General features: G+C 59.7%; 15 protein-coding genes and 1 pseudogene. 11 read left to right on the top strand and 5 right to left on the bottom strand.

Going from position 1 to position 18,127, the window contains the following annotated elements; all coding sequences use genetic code 11:
- Positions 1 to 99 precede the first annotated feature (99 nt).
- Both V6607_RS27300 and dacB read left to right on the top strand, forming a co-directional pair.
- Positions 100 to 2,526, top strand: coding sequence for a TonB-dependent receptor (locus tag V6607_RS27300; protein WP_134327292.1), 2,427 nt, complete (start codon positions 100 to 102; stop codon positions 2,524 to 2,526).
- 101 nt (positions 2,527 to 2,627) lie between these two features.
- Positions 2,628 to 4,088 carry a D-alanyl-D-alanine carboxypeptidase/D-alanyl-D-alanine-endopeptidase gene (gene dacB / locus V6607_RS27295; protein WP_134327291.1) on the top strand — a complete coding sequence of 487 codons (1,461 nt, stop codon included), beginning with the start codon at positions 2,628 to 2,630 and terminating at the stop codon, positions 4,086 to 4,088.
- Between the two features lie 135 nt (positions 4,089 to 4,223).
- Here the strand turns inward: dacB and V6607_RS27290 are convergent, their stop codons facing one another.
- On the bottom strand, positions 4,224 to 5,099 hold the full coding sequence (locus V6607_RS27290) for an AraC family transcriptional regulator (RefSeq protein WP_134327290.1): 876 nt from the start codon (positions 5,097 to 5,099) through the stop codon (positions 4,224 to 4,226).
- 137 nt (positions 5,100 to 5,236) lie between these two features.
- Here V6607_RS27290 and V6607_RS27285 point away from each other — a divergent pair, with 137 nt between their 5' ends.
- Positions 5,237 to 6,148 (top strand): DMT family transporter, encoded by a 912-nt coding sequence (locus tag V6607_RS27285; protein ID WP_008435625.1) that lies wholly within the window; start codon positions 5,237 to 5,239, stop codon positions 6,146 to 6,148.
- Between the two features lie 56 nt (positions 6,149 to 6,204).
- On the opposite strand, the gene norR is transcribed toward V6607_RS27285, so the two are convergent.
- Entirely contained in the window at positions 6,205 to 7,749 is a 1,545-nt protein-coding gene (norR, locus tag V6607_RS27280; RefSeq protein ID WP_134327289.1) for a nitric oxide reductase transcriptional regulator NorR, read from the bottom strand.
- 147 nt (positions 7,750 to 7,896) lie between these two features.
- On the opposite strand from norR, the gene hmpA reads away from it, so the two are divergent.
- Positions 7,897 to 9,078 (top strand): NO-inducible flavohemoprotein, encoded by a 1,182-nt coding sequence (gene hmpA, locus V6607_RS27275; protein WP_134327288.1) that lies wholly within the window; start codon positions 7,897 to 7,899, stop codon positions 9,076 to 9,078.
- Positions 9,079 to 9,323: 245 nt separating this feature from the next.
- A complete protein-coding gene (locus V6607_RS27270) occupies positions 9,324 to 9,830 on the top strand; it encodes a disulfide bond formation protein B (protein ID WP_134327287.1) in 507 nt (168 codons plus the stop codon).
- 556 nt (positions 9,831 to 10,386) lie between these two features.
- Here the strand turns inward: V6607_RS27270 and V6607_RS27265 are convergent.
- Positions 10,387 to 10,601: pseudogene (locus V6607_RS27265) on the bottom strand (hypothetical protein).
- 27 nt (positions 10,602 to 10,628) lie between these two features.
- Here V6607_RS27265 and cyoA point away from each other — a divergent pair.
- The 6 genes from cyoA to queC all read left to right on the top strand — a co-directional run bounded on the left by cyoA (position 10,629) and on the right by queC (position 16,251).
- A complete protein-coding gene (cyoA, locus tag V6607_RS27260) occupies positions 10,629 to 11,570 on the top strand; it encodes a ubiquinol oxidase subunit II (RefSeq protein ID WP_008435619.1) in 942 nt (313 codons plus the stop codon).
- Positions 11,571 to 11,573: 3 nt separating this feature from the next.
- The gene (cyoB, locus tag V6607_RS27255) at positions 11,574 to 13,592 is read left to right on the top strand and encodes a cytochrome o ubiquinol oxidase subunit I (RefSeq protein WP_003216371.1); all 2,019 of its coding nucleotides are present in this window, start codon (positions 11,574 to 11,576) and stop codon (positions 13,590 to 13,592) included.
- A 3-nt stretch (positions 13,593 to 13,595) separates the two neighbouring features.
- On the top strand, positions 13,596 to 14,222 hold the full coding sequence (locus tag V6607_RS27250; protein ID WP_008435616.1) for a cytochrome o ubiquinol oxidase subunit III: 627 nt from the start codon (positions 13,596 to 13,598) through the stop codon (positions 14,220 to 14,222).
- Entirely contained in the window at positions 14,222 to 14,557 is a 336-nt protein-coding gene (gene cyoD / locus V6607_RS27245; protein WP_003216374.1) for a cytochrome o ubiquinol oxidase subunit IV, read from the top strand. The genes V6607_RS27250 and cyoD overlap by 1 nt, the downstream gene beginning before the upstream one ends.
- Before the next feature lie 11 nt (positions 14,558 to 14,568).
- Complete coding sequence (gene cyoE, locus V6607_RS27240) at positions 14,569 to 15,456, top strand: heme o synthase (RefSeq protein WP_003216376.1); 888 nt, start codon at positions 14,569 to 14,571, stop codon at positions 15,454 to 15,456.
- Between the two features lie 102 nt (positions 15,457 to 15,558).
- Complete coding sequence (gene queC, locus V6607_RS27235; protein ID WP_087692810.1) at positions 15,559 to 16,251, top strand: 7-cyano-7-deazaguanine synthase QueC; 693 nt, start codon at positions 15,559 to 15,561, stop codon at positions 16,249 to 16,251.
- A 112-nt stretch (positions 16,252 to 16,363) separates the two neighbouring features.
- Here the strand turns inward: queC and V6607_RS27230 are convergent, their stop codons facing one another.
- Positions 16,364 to 17,260 (bottom strand): queuosine precursor transporter, encoded by an 897-nt coding sequence (locus V6607_RS27230; RefSeq protein ID WP_134327286.1) that lies wholly within the window; start codon positions 17,258 to 17,260, stop codon positions 16,364 to 16,366.
- Positions 17,247 to 17,852, bottom strand: coding sequence for a helix-turn-helix transcriptional regulator (locus V6607_RS27225; protein WP_003216382.1), 606 nt, complete (start codon positions 17,850 to 17,852; stop codon positions 17,247 to 17,249). Before V6607_RS27225 ends, V6607_RS27230 begins: the two co-directional genes overlap by 14 nt.
- Between the last annotated feature and the right edge of the window lie 275 nt (positions 17,853 to 18,127).

Genomic DNA, 18,127 nt, shown 5'->3' with positions numbered 1-18,127 from the left:
TTTCAAATCGGTGTGAGGTAAACCTGTCGGCCATCCGTGTAGTGCTTGAAACTGCGATTAATTCGCATTAACAGCGTTTTTACACACGGGTTCTCAAGCATGAAGTCCAGGGCAACGTCGGCGGGTTCGGTTAAACATTGGCTGGGAGCCTCGGTATTGGCAGTTTCGGGGCTGGCGCTGTTGCCCCTGGGCGTGGCGCAGGCGGCCGAGGCGCAGCAGCAGAGCACGCTGTTCAACTTTGCCCTGGCCGCCAAGCCGCTGCCCCAGGCCTTGAGCGACTTCACCCGGGTGACCGGCATCAGCGTGGTCTACACCGACGAAGCGCCGTACGCCATCAAGGCCCCGGCCATCACCGGGCAGATGAGTGCGGCCCAGGCCATGCAACGCCTGCTGGGTAATTCCGGCTTCACCTTCCGCCAGATCGACGCCCGCACCCTGGCCCTGGAACCGCTGCCCACCGACGGCGCGCTGAACCTCGGCGCCACCACCATCAACGGTGCCGCCCTGGCCTCGGATACCACCAGCTATCAACCGCCGCCTACCAGTTCGGTGATGCGTTCCCACGGCCTGCTGCTGGAAACCCCACAGACTGTCAACGTTGTACCGGCCCAGGTGATGCGCGATCAACAGCCGCGCAACCTCGACGATGCCCTGACCAACATCAGTGGCATCACCCAGGCCAACACCTTGGGCAGCACCCAGGACGCGGTGATGCTGCGGGGTTTTGGTGACAACCGAAACGGTTCGATCATGCAGGACGGCATGCCGCTGGTGCAGGGCCGCGCGCTGAATTCCACCGCCGAGCGCGTCGAAGTGCTCAAGGGCCCGTCGTCGTTGCTGTATGGCATCCAGGATCCGGGCGGCGTGGTCAATATCGTCAGCAAGAAACCCGAGCTGATCCAATCCACCTCGCTGACCGTGCGCGGCTCGACCTTTGGCGACGGCAAGAACGGCAGCGGCGGCAACCTCGACACCACAGGGCCCATCGGTGACAGCGGGTTGGCGTACCGCTTGATCGTCGATCACGAAGACGAAGATTACTGGCGCAACTACGGCACTCACCGCGAGAGCCTGATCGCACCGTCGCTGGCCTGGTACGGCGACAACACCAAGCTGTTGTTTGCCTATGAGCACCGGGAGTTTCTCTCGCCGTTCGACCGGGGCACCGCCATCGACCCCAAGACCAACCACCCGCTCAACATCCCGTCGACTCGCCGCCTGGACGAGCCCTTCAACAACATGGAAGGCCGCTCCGACCTGTACCGCTTCGAGGCCGACCACGATTTGAATGACGACTGGAAAGCCCACTTCGGCTACAGCTGGAACCGCGAGACCTACGACGCCAGCCAGGTGCGTGTGGTCAAGGTCAACGCCAATGGCACCCTGACCCGCAGCATGGACGGCACCCAGGGCGCACTGACCACCGACCGCTTCGCCACCGCCAGCCTTGAAGGCAAGGTCAACGTCGCGGGCATGCAGCACGACCTGACCTTCGGCCTGGATGACGAGTACCGCAAGATCTACCGGGCCGACCTGATCCGCCAGGCGCCCCGTGGCACGTTCAACTACAACGATCCGGTCTATGGCAATGAAGTGGCGGGCACCACCGTCAGCGCGCCGGACAGCAACCAGATGGACCTGCTGCGCAGCGACTCGCTGTTCCTGCAGGATGCGATCCACCTCACCGACCAGTGGATCCTGGTGGGTGGCGCGCGTTATCAGATGTACGACCAATACGCCGGCAAGGGTGTCCCGTTCACCGCCAACACCGACGGCAATGGCCAGAAGTGGGTGCCACGCGCGGGCTTGGTGTACCGCTACACTGACGAGCTGTCGTTCTATGGCAGCTACACCGAGTCGTTCAAGCCCAACTCCACCATCGCACCGCTGGCGAACAAAAGTGTGCTGGATGGCAGCCTTGAGCCGGAGCAGTCGAAGTCCTGGGAGTTGGGGACCAAGCTCGATATACCGGGGCGCATCACCGCCAGCGCCGCCCTGTTCAACATCGAAAAACGCAACGTGCTGGTGCAGGTCGGCGATGGCCTGACCTCGGTCTACAGCGTCGCCGGCAAAGTGCGCTCCCGAGGCCTGGAACTGGATGCCAGCGGCCAACTGACGGATAAGTGGAGCGTGATCGGCAGCTATGCCTACACCGATGCAGAGGTTACCGAAGACCCGGAATACAAAGGTAATCGCCTGCAAAACGTGGCGAAGAACACTGGCTCGCTGTCGGCGGTGTATGACTTCGGCAGCATTCTCGATGGCGACCAACTGCGGGTCGGCGCCGGGGCACGTTATGTCGGCGAGCGTGCAGGGGACGCGGCCAACAGCTTCGAACTGCCGAGCTACACCGTGGCCGATGCGTTCGCCACCTATGACACTAAAATCGAGGGGCAGAAGGTCAAGTTCCAGCTCAACGTGAAGAACCTGTTTGACCGTACCTATTACACCTCGGCCGTGAACACCCAGTTCGTGTCCATCGGCGATGCGCGGCAGGTGTCGGTGTCCAGCACCCTGACGTTCTAAATTCGGCTACACCGTATGGCGCGGTAGCCGGCTGCCTCGCCATACGGTTGTCGAGCTGCTAGCGTGGCCGCCATTAATGACTTTGCGGGAACACGATAGCGATGCAGTTGGGGCGATGGATACACACCGGCGGGCTGCTGCTGGGCTTGAGCTTGTTGCTGGGCGGTTGCGCCACGGCGCCGAAAATTTCCACCAGCGCCAGCCTCGACCAGTTGCTGGCCGACCCGGCACTGCACGGCGCCAGCGTGTCGCTGATGGTGCGCGATGCCCGCAGTGGCAACACGCTCTACCAGCACAACCCGCGTACGCGGCTGAGCCCGGCTTCGAGCCTCAAGCTGTTGACCACTGCGGCGGCGATGGATGTGCTGGGGCCGCAGTATCGGTTTTCCACGCAACTGTTGAGCGACGGCATCCGCCAGGGCGCGGTGCTTGACGGTAACCTCTACCTGCGCGGCCTGGGCGACCCGACGATCCAGTGGGCGGACTACCAGGCGCTGGCGGCCAACCTGGCGCAGCAGGGCATCCGGCAGGTGCGGGGCGACCTGGTGTTCGACGACACGTTCTTCGACGCCGAGCGCCTGGGCACCGACTGGTCCCAGGACGATGAAAGCACCTACTACGGCGCGCAGATTTCGGCGCTGACGGTGTCGCCCAATGACGACTTTGATGCGGGCTCCCTGCTGGTCACGGCCAGGGCGCCGGTCGTGGCAGGGCGCCCGGTGACGGTGGAGATCAGCCCGGCTACCGATTACGTGCAGCTCAGCAACCGTGCGGTCAGCGGCACAGGCAACAGCTATGGAATCAATCGCCAGCACGGCACCAACCTGTTGCGCCTCAGTGGCGCGCTGGCGCCGGGCAGGCAGAGCCCGCAACTGGTCAGTGTGTGGGAGCCGACGCAACTGGTGGCCAACCTGTTTGAACAGGCCTTGGCGCAGCAGGGGATTGTCGTGCAGGGGCGTCGGATGATCGGGGGGGTGACGCCGACCACGGCGACGGTGCTCGCGCTGCATGAGTCGGCGCCGTTGCAGGAACTGATCACGCCGTTGCTCAAGCTTTCCAATAACAACATGTCTGAAGCCTTGCTCAAGAGCATGGGGCGCAAGACCGTGAATGCCGGTACGGCGCCTGCCGGTGTGGCGGCGGTGGCCGGGTTCCTGAAGCGTCAGGGGATTGATACGGCGACGTTGAACCAGGTGGACGGTTCAGGGTTGTCCAGGCGTAACCTGGTGTCGTCGCAGAACCTCACGGATGTGCTGCTGGCCGCCAGCAAACAGCCCTGGTTCAACGCCTGGTACAACGCGTTGCCGGTTGCCGGTAATCCGCAGCGACTGGTGGGCGGCAGCCTGCGTTACCGCCTGCGGGGCACCGCTGCGGAAAACAACCTGCACGGCAAGACCGGCTCCATGAGCGGCGTGTCGTCGTTGACCGGGTATGTCACCGATGCCAATGGGCGCAAGCTGGTGTTTTCGATGGTGACCAACAATTACGTGGTCGCAGGCGCGCGGGTCAAGGCGCTGGAAAACCGCCTGGCCACGGCACTGGCCAACAGCACGGACTATTGAGCACTGAAGTTCAAAGGTGGGAGCGGGCTTGCTCGCGAATGCGCTGGTTCAGTCAGTACATGTGTTGACTGTCACACCGCTTTCGCGAGCAAGCCCGCTCCCACATTGGACCTGTGCTGTCAGGCAGATTGCATTTCAAGGCAGGAACGCCTGCCGGTATTCACCAGGGGTGGCGCCCATCGCCTGGCGGAACCGGTTGGTAAAGTGGCTCGCGCTGGAAAATCCGCACGCCAGGGCAATCTCGCCCAGCGGCAACGACCCACCCCGCAACAACTCCCGGGCGCGGGCCAGGCGCCGCGCCAGCAGGTATTGATGGGGCGGCAGTCCAAAACTCTCGCGAAACATCCGCGCAAAGTGGTACTCCGACAACGCACACAAGCCTGCCAACTGCCCCAGGCTGATCGGCTCCGCCAGTTGCTGGTCGATGTGCTCCACCAGTTGCCGGCGCTGGTGGGCGGCCAGCCCGCCTTTCAAACGCAAACCCTCGCGCATCCCCACCTGGCTGAGCAAGGTATGGCTGAGCATCTCATGGGCCAGGCTGCTGGTCAGCAGGCGTTCGCCGGGCTCTTTCCAGTTCAGGCTGATCAACTGGTGAAAACGCCGGGCCTGCCGCGCATCGTCGAGGAAGGTGCTCTCGCGCAGTTGCAACTCGCGGGGTTCGCGGTCCAGCAAGGTGACGCAGCCCAGGGCGAATTGCTCGGGGCTGAAATACACGTGGGCCAGGCGGATTTCGCCGTTGATCACCCAGGCCGACTGATGCTCGGCCGGCAGGATGCACAGCTTGTCCGGGCCGCCCTTGGTGCCGGGCTGGTCGCGGCGAAAGGTGCCGGTGCCACCGCCGATGTAGCAGGACAAGGTGTGGTGCTCGGGGGCTTCGTAATCCTGGGCGTCGTGATGGTTGCTCCACAAGGCTGCAGACAAGCCGTCACCGAGCTCGGCGCACAGCTCGAGGCGAGCGTTGGGCGAGCGGTTGAGGGATTGAAAGACTTGCAGGGTTTCCAGTGGCGGCATATTCGTACTCTCTGACGGCTTGCATCCTACTCCCAGCGGCGGCGGCTGTGATCCCGGCAGCCGACAAAAGCGCAAGAATGTGCAAGAGACCTGGTGCCGCCAGGGGCGAAACTGTGGCTCAACCCTCGGAGCCCGCCATGAACCTTTTCCTGTATTTACTCACCGTATTGATCTGGGGCACCACCTGGATTGCCCTCAAGTGGCAACTGGGCGTGGTGGCGATTCCGGTGTCCATCGTCTATCGCTTTGGCCTCGCGGCGCTGGTGCTGTTCGTGATGCTGCTGCTCAGCCGCAAGCTGCAGGTGATGAACCGGCGCGGGCATCTGATCTGCCTGGCCCAGGGCCTGTGCCTGTTTTGCGTCAACTTCATGTGCTTCCTGACCGCCAGCCAGTGGATTCCCAGCGGCCTGGTGGCGGTGGTGTTCTCGACGGCCACCTTGTGGAACGCGCTGAACGCCCGGGTGTTCTTCGGGCAGAAGGTCGCACGCAATGTGTTGATGGGCGGCGGCCTTGGCTTGCTCGGCCTCGGGCTGTTGTTCTGGCCGGAACTGGTGGGGCACACCGCCAGCCCGCAAACCTTGCTCGGCCTGGGTTTGGCATTGCTCGGCACCATGTGTTTCTCGGCGGGCAATATGCTGTCGAGCCTGCAGCAGAAGGCGGGCCTCAAGCCACTGACCACCAATGCCTGGGGCATGGCCTATGGTGCGTCGATGCTGGCGATGTACTGCGCGGTGCAGGGCATTCCGTTCGACATGGAATGGAACAGCCGGTACATCGGTTCGCTGCTGTACCTGGTGATCCCGGGTTCGGTGATTGGCTTTACCGCCTACCTGACTCTGGTCGGGCGCATGGGGCCGGAGCGGGCGGCGTATTGCACCGTGCTGTTCCCGGTGGTGGCGTTGAACGTCTCGGCGTTTGCCGAGGGCTATCAGTGGACGGCGCCGGCGTTGGCGGGGTTGGTGCTGGTGATGCTGGGGAATGTGTTGGTGTTTCGCAAGCCCAAGGCTGGCGCGCCGATCAATCCAATCTACAAGGCGAAGCAGGTTTAGTGTGGGGGCTCGACAGCTCCCACATTTGATCTCCTTTACCTGAGAATCACCGTTCATTACTTCAGGCCCAGGCGCTTGGCCATTCGTCCCAGGTTGGCCCGGTCCAGGCCCAGCTCGCGGGCGGCACTGGCCCAGTTGTGCTGGTGGCGTTCCAGGCAGGCGCTGATGACCTGGCGCTGGTAGTTCTCGGTGGCCAGGCGCAGGTCGCCGGTGACGTCCGGCACGGGGTCGGGCTGCGCTTCGAGCGGTGGCGCGGTGGCGTTCGGCAAGTCCAGATCCGCCGCGCTGAGGCTGAGAATCTTCGGGCGCTCCCGGCAGTTACCCAGGGCTTTCAAGGCGCTGCGGCCGATCAAGTGTTCCAGTTCGCGCACATTCCCCGGCCAGGTATAAGCCAGCAGTGCCGCCTGGGCATCGCTGGTCAGGCGCAGGCTGCCCAGGCCCATGCGTGAGCGGTTCTGTTCAAGGAAAAAGCCCGCCAGCAACAGCACATCGCGACCGCGCTCACGCAGGGCTGGCACTTGCAGGGGATACACGCTTAAACGGTGATAGAAGTCGGCACGATAGCGGCCGCTGCGTACTTCTTCGGCCAGATCCCGGTTAGTGGCAGCGATCAGGCGCACATCCACCTGGTGCTCCTTGTCAGACCCCAGGCGCTGCAACTGGCCACTTTGCAGCACCCGCAGCAGCTTGGCCTGCACGGTGAGGGACAACTCGCCCACTTCATCAAGAAACAGCGTGCCGCCATTCGCCAGCTCGAACTTGCCCCGGCGTTCGTTGAGCGCGCCGGTAAACGCCCCGCGCACGTGGCCGAACAGTTCGCTTTCCACCAGGGTTTCCGGCAGGGCGGCGCAGTTGAGGCTGATCAGCGGTTTCTCGGCGCGGTTTGATGCAGCATGGATCGCCTGGGCCACCAGCTCCTTGCCCACGCCGGTCTCGCCGGTGATCAATACCGTCAGGTCACTGCCACCCACCAGGTTGATTTCTTCCACCAGGCGTTTGTGGCTCTTGCTCTGGCCGATCATTTCCTTGTGCTGCTGGCCGCTGGCCTGGCGGTAGATTTCGGCGCGCTGGTGTTCGTCTTCGGCACGCAGGGCCAGGCGTTCAATGCGTTCAGCGACATTGACGGTGGCGGCGGCGAGGCTGGCGAAGGCTTGCAGGGCGTCCAGTTCCACCCGTTCGAAGCGCTCGGTATCCAGGGCGTCGAGGGTCAGCAGGCCCCAGGGCCGGTCGTCGACAAACAGCGGGCAGCCCATGCAGTCGTGGACTTCCAGATGCCCGTGCAGGCCATCCACCAGGCCGTCATAGGGGTCGGGCAGTTCGCTGTCGCTTTCAAAGCGGGTAGGGCCGGGGCTGCTGAGCAGCACGGCGAAACGCGGATGTTCGCTGACCTTGAAGCGCCGGCCGAGGGTGTCGGTACTCAAGCCATCCACCGCCAGCGGCACCAGCCATTCGCCGTCGAGGCGCAGCAGGGCGGCCGCGTCGCAGGGCAGCAGGGCGCGCATGGCCTGGAGCAGGCGCCGGTAACGCTCGCCTTCGGGCAACTCGCGGGACAGGTCGGCGACCAGGGGCAGCAGGGTGGTGAGCAGCGGCTTCGCAGTCATAATGACTCCTTGTGGTCATAGTGACTATATAGCGTAGGAAGTCATACTGACTACATTAATATTAAGTATTTGATTTATAAGGATTTATTAGTTGGCATGAATACTGAGTAGTAAAGGGTATTCAGTAAGAAGACTCAGGAGTCTGCCATGCTTAGTGCCCAAGACCGTGCCATCGTCAAATCCACCGTGCCCCTGCTGGAAAGTGGCGGCGAAGCCTTGATCACCCATTTCTACCGGATGATGCTGTCCGAATACCCAGAAGTACGCCCGCTGTTCAACCAGGCCCACCAGGCCAGCGGCGACCAGCCCCGGGCCTTGGCCAACGGCGTGCTGATGTACGCCCGGCATATCGACCAACTCGACCAGTTGGGCGATCTGGTGGCGAAGATCATCAACAAGCACGTGGCCCTGCAGATCCTGCCGGAGCATTACCCGATTGTCGGTACCTGCCTGCTGCGGGCAATTTCCGAAGTGCTGGGCAGCGAAATCGCCACCCCTGAAGTGATGAGTGCCTGGGGCGCCGCCTATGGCCAATTGGCCGACATCCTGATCGGTGCCGAGGCGGCTATCTATAAAGAGAAGGAACAAGCACCGGGCGGCTGGCGTGGCGCGCGGCCGTTCACCTTGGTCAAGCGTGTGGAGGAGAGCGCGGAAATTATCTCGTTTTACTTCGCGCCTGTGGATAACGGCCCGATCCTGGCCGCCGAGCCTGGGCAGTACATCGGCATGAAGCTGGTACTGGAGGGCGAGGAAGTGCGCCGCAACTATTCCCTGTCGGCGCGTGGCGATTCGGGCCAGTACCGCATCAGCGTCAAGCGCGAAGCCGGTGGGCGGGTGTCGAACTACCTGCATGACCAGTTCCAGGTGGGTGCGACCATCGATCTGTTCCCGCCTTCGGGGGAGTTCACCCTGGCGGCCAGCGACAAGCCATTGGTGCTGATCAGCGGCGGCGTGGGCATCACGCCAACATTGCCGATGCTCGAAGCGGCGCTGGCCACCGAGCGTCCGATTCACTTTATCCACTGCGCGCGTAATGGCGGCGTGCATGCGTTCCGCGAATGGGTGGATGGCCTGGCCGCGCAGCATCCGCAACTCAAGCGCTTCTATTGCTACGCCGAGGATGATGGCGTGAGCCCGGCGGCGGACAAGGTCGGGATGCTGAGCCAGGAGCAACTGGCGGCGTGGTTGCCCCAGGAGCGCGATGTGGATGCGTACTTCCTGGGGCCTAAAGGCTTCATGGCGGCGATCAAGCGTCACTTGAAGGTCCTGGGTGTGCCGGAAGCGCAGAGCCGGTATGAGTTCTTTGGGCCGGCGTCGGCTCTGGAATAACTTACTCGGTCAAAAATGTGGGAGCGGGCTTGCTCGCGAAAGCGGAGTGTCAGTCACTGAATGTGTGTCTGATACACCGCCTTCGCGAGCAAGCCCGCTCCCACATTTTGATCTCCATTTTCCCTGATTAATCTCCTGTTAATGCCTCCTGTTTAAACCTCCACACGCCAACTGCTCAACTTTCACCGTCCGCGTGTAAACTTGCGGCCATTGGCACAACCATCATTGGCTAAAGGGAAACGGGGATGATCGACGAATTGCGTTTGGGCAGGGAGCGACGCTTTCTGGTACTGCTGGGCATCATCTGCCTGGCGCTGATCGGTGGGGCGCTGTACATGCAGGTGGTGCTGGGCGAGGCCCCTTGCCCGCTGTGCATCCTGCAACGTTATGCCTTGCTGCTGATCGCGATCTTCGCCTTCATCGGTGCCGCCATGCGCACCACCCGCAGTGTCACGGTGTTTGAAGCACTGGTGACCCTCAGCGCCCTGGGGGGCGTCGCCGCTGCCGGCTATCACGTGTACATCCAGTTCTTTCCGAAGGTCAGCTGCGGCATCGACGTGCTGCAACCGATTGTCGATGGCTTGCCGCTGGCCTCGGTATTTCCCCTGGGGTTCCAGGTCGACGGCTTCTGTGAGACGCCGTACCCGCCCGTGCTCGGCCTGTCCCTGGCCCAGTGGGCGCTGGTGGCCTTTGTGCTGACGGTGATCCTGGTGCCACTGGGCATTCACCGTAATCGCCAGGGCAAAGCCTAAGCGGTTACAACTCAACGCCCCGGCCTTCCTCTAAAGAAGGCTGGGGCGTTTTTGTTTGTAGGCATTTGTGAAGAGGCCGTGACGCGGGGCAAGTTTGGGTGTGCGCAGCGTGCGACATGTTGTCACACGGAAGCTGTCGCAGGACGTTTCTGACGCTCGTAAACGCGCCATAAATTTGCATGAAGCGGCGTTTTATGGCTGTCAGTTCGTCGTCTGGCCGACGCCGCGAGTGGCGTGCGGTCGGCGACATTGCCCGATGTCCGAATGCCTTGTTTTTAGGGGACTTGGATCCGTTTTCGATGCCCTTACAGGCTGTAAGGGATGTGGCAGATTGCCCAATAACACGGCATTTTTTGTGGTTTTTGTCGAGAATCAAACGCGATACGATCGCGGACCTTTGCAATAATGGTGAAGGATTATTGCTGGAAACGATAAAAATTATTTCTGGATAAGACATGGTTTATACATCGCTAGCTAACTACAATCGCCCGCACTGAATGTCCGGTGCTGCTCACCCCTGAGCAAACTAGGGCGGTCGAGAAGCGGATGTAACGTTTCATGCGACCCCAGGTGCCGGCAGCCTTTCAACTATCCGCACCAAATGGAATTGGTCTGTAACAAGGCCTTTGACCAACGAATTCGAATAAGAACTCACCGCTAGCCCGGGACGTGTCGATTCGCGCAAGGTGCGACGGGCAGGCCCTTATTCAATCGAAGAGAAATGCCAACCCTTGGCAGGGTGAAGTGTTGGCGATCAAAACCCAACTGCATTGCGCAAGCTGCTTTAGAGGTCGTGAGATGAGTAAAAACAGGTACCCCCGATTACTAGGCTTTTTGCCGCTGCTTGGCATGATGTTAATGCTGGGAGGCTGCAAGTGGACCTTGCTCGACCCTAAAGGTCAGGTCGGTCTGGATCAACGCAACCTGATCATCACCGCCACCCTGCTGATGCTGTTGGTCGTGGTGCCCGTGATCATCATGACGTTCGCGTTCGCCTGGAAATACCGCGCGTCGAACACCAGCGCCACCTACGCGCCGAAGTGGTCGCACTCCACCAAGATTGAAATCGCGGTGTGGCTGGTGCCGATCCTCATCATCATCGCCCTGGGTTACATCACCTATAAGTCGACCCATGAGCTGGACCCGTACCGTCCGCTGGACTCCGACGTCAAGCCGATCAACATCGAAGTGGTCGCGCTGGACTGGAAGTGGCTGTTCATCTACCCGGACCTGGGTATCGCCACTGTGAACCAGATCCGGTTCCCGGAGAACACCCCGCTTAACTTCCGGATCACCTCCGACGCCGTGATGAACTCGTTCTTCATCCCTGCACTGGGTGGCCAGATCTACGCGATGGCAGGCATGCAGACCCGTCTGCACCTGATCGCGAACGAGAAAGCTGAAATGGAAGGCATCTCCGCCAACTACAGCGGTGCTGGCTTCACCGGCATGAAATTCAAAGCGATCTCGACGAGCCAGGAAGATTTCAACGCCTGGGTAGCCGAAGTCAAGGCCGCACCTAAACAGCTTGATCAAGCTGAATACGACGCCCTTGCCAAACCAAGCCAGAACAACCCAGTCGCCCTGTACTCCACGTACGAGCCGGACCTGTTTCAGAAAATCGTCGACAAGTACGAAGGTATGAAGCCAGGCAAGCCGATCGAGCACGAGAAGAAAGAAGTGGCCGCGGTTGAAGGTTCTGACACGGGCTCGCATTCAACTGCTGGGGCAGAGGAGTAAACGATGTTTGGTAAATTAAGTTGGGATGCGGTCCCGTTCCACGAGCCGATCGTGATGGTGACCATCGCCATGATCGCGCTGGGTGGTCTGGCACTGTTTGCAGGTATCACTTACTTCAAGAAGTGGACCTACCTGTGGACCGAGTGGCTGACTTCGGTCGACCACAAGAAAATCGGCGTCATGTACGTCATCGTTGCCATGGTCATGCTGCTGCGTGGTTTTGCCGACGCCATCATGATGCGTACCCAGTTGGCCATGGCCACCGAGGGTTCGCCTGGCTACCTGCCTCCTGAACACTATGACCAGATCTTCACCGCCCACGGTGTGATCATGATCATCTTCATGGCGATGCCTTTCTTCACCGGCCTGATGAACCTTGCCTTGCCGCTGCAGATCGGTGCGCGTGACGTTGCGTTCCCGTTCCTGAACTCCCTGAGCTTCTGGCTGCTGGTATCCGGCGTAGTGCTGATCAACCTGTCCCTGGGCGTCGGCGAATTCGCCAAGACCGGTTGGGTTGCGTATCCGCCATTGTCGGGCCTGGCCTACAGTCCGGGCGTGGGTGTGGATTACTACATCTGGGCGCTACAGTTATCAGGACTCGGGACGACACTGACGGGGGTCAACTTCCTGGCCACCGTCTTGAAAATGCGCGCCCCTGGCATGAAGCTGATGGACATGCCGATCTTCACCTGGACCTGCACCTGGGCCAACGTACTGATCGTTGCATCGTTCCCGATCCTGGCTGCAACCATGGCGTTGCTGTCGCTTGACCGTTACCTGGATTTCCACATTTTCACCAATGAACTTGGTGGCAATCCAATGATGTACGTGAACCTGTTCTGGGCATGGGGTCACCCTGAGGTGTACATCCTGATCCTGCCAGCGTTCGGTATCTTCTCTGAAGTGATCTCGACCTTCTCGGGCAAGCGTCTGTTCGGTCACCACTCGATGATCTACGCCTCGGGCGCGATCTCGGTACTGGGCTTCATGGTTTGGCTGCACCACTTCTTCACCATGGGTTCGGGGGCCAGCGTCAACGCGTTCTTCGGACTGGCGACGATGCTGATTTCCATCCCGACGGGGGTGAAGCTATTTAACTGGCTATTCACCATCTATCACGGTCGTCTGCGTATCACCAGCCAGGTTCTGTGGACCCTGGGCTTCATGGTGACCTTCGCGATCGGCGGCATGACCGGCGTACTGCTGGCCATCCCGGGTGCTGACTTCGTACTGCACAACAGCCTGTTCGTCATTGCTCACTTCCATAACGTGATCATCGGCGGCGCAGTATTCGGCTACATCGCAGGTTTCAGCTTCTACTTCCCGAAAGCGTTCGGCTTCAAGCTGCACGAAGGCTGGGGCAAGGCTGCATTCTGGTTCTGGATCTCGGGCTTCTTCGTCGCGTTCATGCCGCTCTACGCTCTGGGCTTCATGGGCATGACCCGTCGTCTGAACGCCACGACCAACCCTGAGTGGGTACCGTACCTGTACGTTGCCATGGTGGGTGCACTGATGATCGCTGTGGGTATCGCCTGCCAGCTGATCCAGCTGTATGTCAGCGTGCGTGATCGCAAGCAGAACATGTGCGAATCCGGCGACCCATGGAATGCACACACCCTGGAATGGTCGACTTCGTCGCCACCGCCGTTCTACAACTTTGCCGTACTGCCGAAGGCTGACAGCATCGATCCGTTCACCGAAGCCAAGGAAGACGGTACTGCGTACCAGAAGCCTGCGCGTTACGAACCGATCCACATGCCTAACAACACCGCTACCGGCGTTGTGATGGGCGCGCTGTTGACCGTGTTCGGTTTCGCGATGATCTGGCACATCTGGTGGCTGGCCATCGTGAGCCTGGTGGGCACCATCGGCTACTTCATCGTTCACGCTGCCCGTGATGACCAAGGCTACATGGTGCCGGTCGACGTGATCGAACGCATCGAAGCCGAGCAACACGCTCGCCTGGTTGCCGAGAAGAAGATCCCGGCCAACCGTGTTGAAACCTCGTTGGAACAGGCTTAAACCATGTCGAACTTAGTGACCAATGCTGGACACGCCCATGTCGATGACCATGGGCACGATGACCATCACCACGACTCGGGGCCAATGACCGTATTCGGTTTCTGGCTCTACCTGATGACCGACTGCATCTTGTTTGCGTCGATCTTCGCGGTGTACGCGGTACTGGTAAACAACGTAGCGGGTGGCCCGTCGGGCCACGACATCTTCGAACTGCCTTACGTGCTCGGCGAAACCGCCTTGCTGTTGTTCAGCTCGATCACCTACGGCTTCGCCATGCTGGCCTTCTACAAGGGCAGCAAGAAAGGCGTCCTGAGCTGGTTGGCACTGACCTTCCTGTTCGGCCTGGGCTTCATCGGCATGGAGGTCAACGAGTTCCACCTGCTGATCTCCGAAGGTTACGGCCCGCACCGTAGCGGCTTCCTGTCGGCGTTCTTCACGCTGGTAGGCACCCACGGTCTGCACGTGACTGCCGGTCTGATCTGGATGGCGACCATGATGTATCAGGTCAACAAACATGGCCTGACCAACACCAACAAGACTCGCCTGAGCTGCCTGAGCCTGTTCTGGCACTTCCTGGACGTGGTCTGGATCTGCGTCTTCACCGTTGTCTACCTGATGGGGACTCTGTAATGGCTAATGCACATTCCCATGACAGCCATGATGACAGCCACGGCAGCGTCAAGTCGTACGCCATTGGCTTCATCCTGTCGGTCATCCTGACGCTGATCCCGTTCGGCCTGGTGATGTACCCAACCTTGCCGAAGTCGATCACCTTGATGATCGTCCTGGCGTTCGCGGTGATCCAGGTCCTGGTTCACCTGGTGTACTTCCTGCACCTGGACCGCTCGAAGGCTCAGCGCGATAACGTGATTGCGTTCGTGTTCGCAGGTTTGGTGATCCTCCTGCTGGTTGGCCTGTCGGTATGGATCATGTTCAGCATCCATACGTTCATGATGGCGAAGTGAGGTAAGACCCGATGTCGCTTAAGCACTTTATCCAAATCACCAAACCGGGGATCATTTTCGGTAACGTGCTTTCTGTGGCAGGCGGTTTCTTCCTGGCCTCCAAGGGGCATGTCGATCTGGCCATTTTCCTGGCTGCGATGATCGGCACGTCCCTGGTGGTAGCTTCCGGTTGTGTATTCAACAACTGCATCGACCGCGATATCGACATCAAGATGGAACGCACCAAGAATCGTGTGCTGGTCCAGGGCCTTATCTCCCTGAAACTGGCACTGATCTTCGCGACCATCCTGGGTATCGCCGGCGTGGTGTTGCTGTACAAGGTGGCCAACCCGCTGGCGGCGCTGTTTGCCGTGATCGGCTTCGTCATCTACGTCGGCTTCTACAGCCTGTACCTCAAGCGCAAGTCGGTTCACGGCACGCTGGTGGGCAGTCTGTCGGGGGCGATGCCGCCGGTGATTGGTTATGTGGCTGTGACCAATAGCTTCGACATGGCCGCGTTGGTGCTACTGGTGATGTTCAGCCTGTGGCAGATGCCGCACTCCTATGCCATCGCGATCTTCCGCTTCAACGACTACCTGGCTGCCTCGATTCCGGTTCTTCCGGTCAAGCGTGGCATCAAGGTCGCCAAGAAACACATCCTGCTCTACATCCTGGCCTTCCTCGTGGCGACCTTGATGTTGACCTTCAGTGGCTACGCCGGCATGAGCTACCTCGCCGTTGCCGCCGCCATGGGCATGTACTGGTTGTACATGGCCTGGACCGGCTACAAGGCGGTGGATGACACCGTCTGGGCACGCAAGCTGTTCGTCTTCTCGATCTTCACCATCACCGCCTTGAGCGTGATGATGTCCCTGGATTTCCAGGTGCCGAAAGAGTTGCTGCTGACGTACGCTCACTGAGTGATCGAGCAGTAAAAAACCCCGCCTTCGAAAGAAGCGCGGGGTTTTTTATTGAGGGGCCTTTAAACTATGCCAAATCTTACAAATGCAGGAAGCAGCGTGATGAGTAAAAAAGCCGTTATCGTATTCAGTGGTGGGCAGGATTCGACCACCTGCCTGATCCAGGCACTGGCGCTGTATGACGAGGTGCACTGCATTACCTTCGATTATGGCCAGCGCCATGTGGCGGAAATCGAAGTCGCACAGAAACTCGCCAAACAGCTGGGCGCCACCGTTCACAAAGTGATGGATGTGTCGCTGTTGAACGAGCTGGCCATCAGCAGCCTGACCCGCGACAACATTCCGGTACCCACGGTGAACAGCTCGGGCGAGAGTTTGCCGAGCACCTTCGTGCCAGGCAGGAACATTCTGTTTTTGACCCTCGCGGCGATCTACGCCTACCAGGTCAAGGCGGAAACGGTGATCACCGGGGTGTGTGAAACCGACTTCTCCGGCTATCCCGATTGCCGGGACGAGTTCGTCAAGGCGCTGAACAAAGCGCTGCAACTGGGCATGGAATACGACGTGCGCCTGGAAACGCCGTTGATGTGGCTGAACAAGGCAGAGACCTGGGCCCTGGCGGACGATCACCAGCAGATGGACCTGATCCGCAACCAGACCCTGACCTGCTACAACGGCATTATCGGCACGGGTTGTGGCAACTGCGACGCGTGCAACCTTCGCGCACGTGGCCTGAACGACTACCTCGAAAACAAGGCAGCCGTCATGCAGAGCCTGAAAAGCAAACTGGCGTGATGTCGATCGTTCCCACGCTCCGCGTGGGAACGCATCCCGTGACGCTCCGCGTCACAAAGGCGGACGCGGAGCGTCCAAGGCGGCATTCCCACGCAGAGCGTGGGAACGATCATCAGTTGGCGTGCGGTTGGGCCTGGGTATCGCCCGTGATGTAGCGCTTGAACAGCGAGCGGGCGCCATAGGCCGGCAGGATGTTGAAGAAGGCAAAGCAAACCTTGATCGCGATCTGCACGTAGATCATGTTCAGGATGTCGCTGGTCTGCATGGCACCGTAGAACGCGATGAAGCAGAACAGGAAACTGTCGATGATCACCGCGAAGAACGTACTCAGGAAAATCCGCAGGAACAGGTACCTGGAATTGGTCAGCTCCTTGATCTTGCACAGCAGGTACGAGTTGATGTTCTCCGACACCAGGAACGAAACCGAAGAGGCGATGAGCACCGACGACACCTGGATGATCACGTCGTTGTAAGGCCCGTCGAGCTTCCAGCCTGGCAAGCCGGGGAGGAAGGTCGAGCCGTAGAGCAGGATGATGATCATCGCGTTACTGGCAAACGCAAACAGGATGGCCCGTCTCGCCAGCCGCAGGCCGAACTGTTCGTTGAGCAAGTCCACGATCAGAAACGTCAGCGGGTAAAGGAACGTGCCGGGCGTGACGATAATGCCCAGCGACTCCAGGTAAATAGGTTTGGTCGCGGCGATGCTGGTGAAGATATAGAACGTAAAGAGCAGCAGGTTCAGGATGATGTAAATCATCCATGAGTTCTCGTTGCGGTCGTTGAGGTCGTACGCGGTCAGCGCTCCGCCCTGTGAGTAGAACTTCTTGTACATGTTCTTCACTTCCATTTTGTTTAAATTGTCCATGATTTCGCTGTTCAGCACTTCGCTCAGCTTTATCCGAATGATCTTGCCCGTGGCGATCACCATGATCACCGCCAGGCTCTTGTCATTCTCGAACCCCAGCAACTTGTATTTGCTGTTCTCGACTTCGTGCTCATACGTTGTCATTGAAGCGCTCCTCGATGATATCTCCCACCACACAGATACGATCCGAGCTGACACACGCTTGATCCGTGATAAATAGTTTTTTGCTGAGCCTGTCGTACACCAACTTTTCCTTGTCGTCGCTCGACGTCCCTTTCTGCACGATCAACAAATCGCCCGGCTCGTTGACGCCGGCAATCGCATGTTCCAGCAGCACGGCTATCAAGTTGTAGGAAGTGCCGAAGTAGTAGGTCAGCGGGTACAGCGTGGCGAGTTCGCCAATGCGCTTGTCCATGCTCGCCATGACCTGGCTTTGCTTGATGATCGGCACGGCAGCAGGGTTCATGTTGCCCTGGGGGGAAATACTGCTGTCGATGATCTCTTTTTCTTCGAAGTCGAGGGTCTCGATTTCTTCATAGGAAACGCCGAAGAAATCCGAGATCTTGCGGATGGTGGACTGCTGTACGTTAACGACCTTGCCTTCCAGAATGTTGTAGATCGTGGTTCTGGTCAGGCCGGCCGCGTTGCACAACGACAGCTGCGTCTCTCCGCGGCTTTTGATCAGGTATTTGATATTGCTCTTCAAATACTCGGTGCGTTCTTTTCTGTGAATCAAATGCCCACCACTTCCTTATGTTCTACACAGAGCGTCCATGTTGCGCTGGGGTGCGTGCTTCGCCGCGGCGCGAAGTGTTGCATGCGCCTGCCACAAGAATAAAGACCGTGATCAGTTTTTTGGCGATTGGCCATCATCCAGCCAGGAAAAACCGCGTCTTGTCCCCCTGTGTGCGGCCAAAAAGAATCATTTAATTTGGAAAATGTTCATTTTTCTGCTTAATTGCCCTGCGCCCAACGGAAAGGCGCACGGGATTTTCAGGGAAGGAACACAGG

Origin of the sequence: Pseudomonas sp. KK18, from assembly GCF_037094675.1 — a bacterium.
Classification (GTDB): Bacteria; Pseudomonadota; Gammaproteobacteria; order Pseudomonadales; family Pseudomonadaceae; genus Aquipseudomonas.
This window is presented reverse-complemented; position numbering and strand designations above follow the sequence as displayed.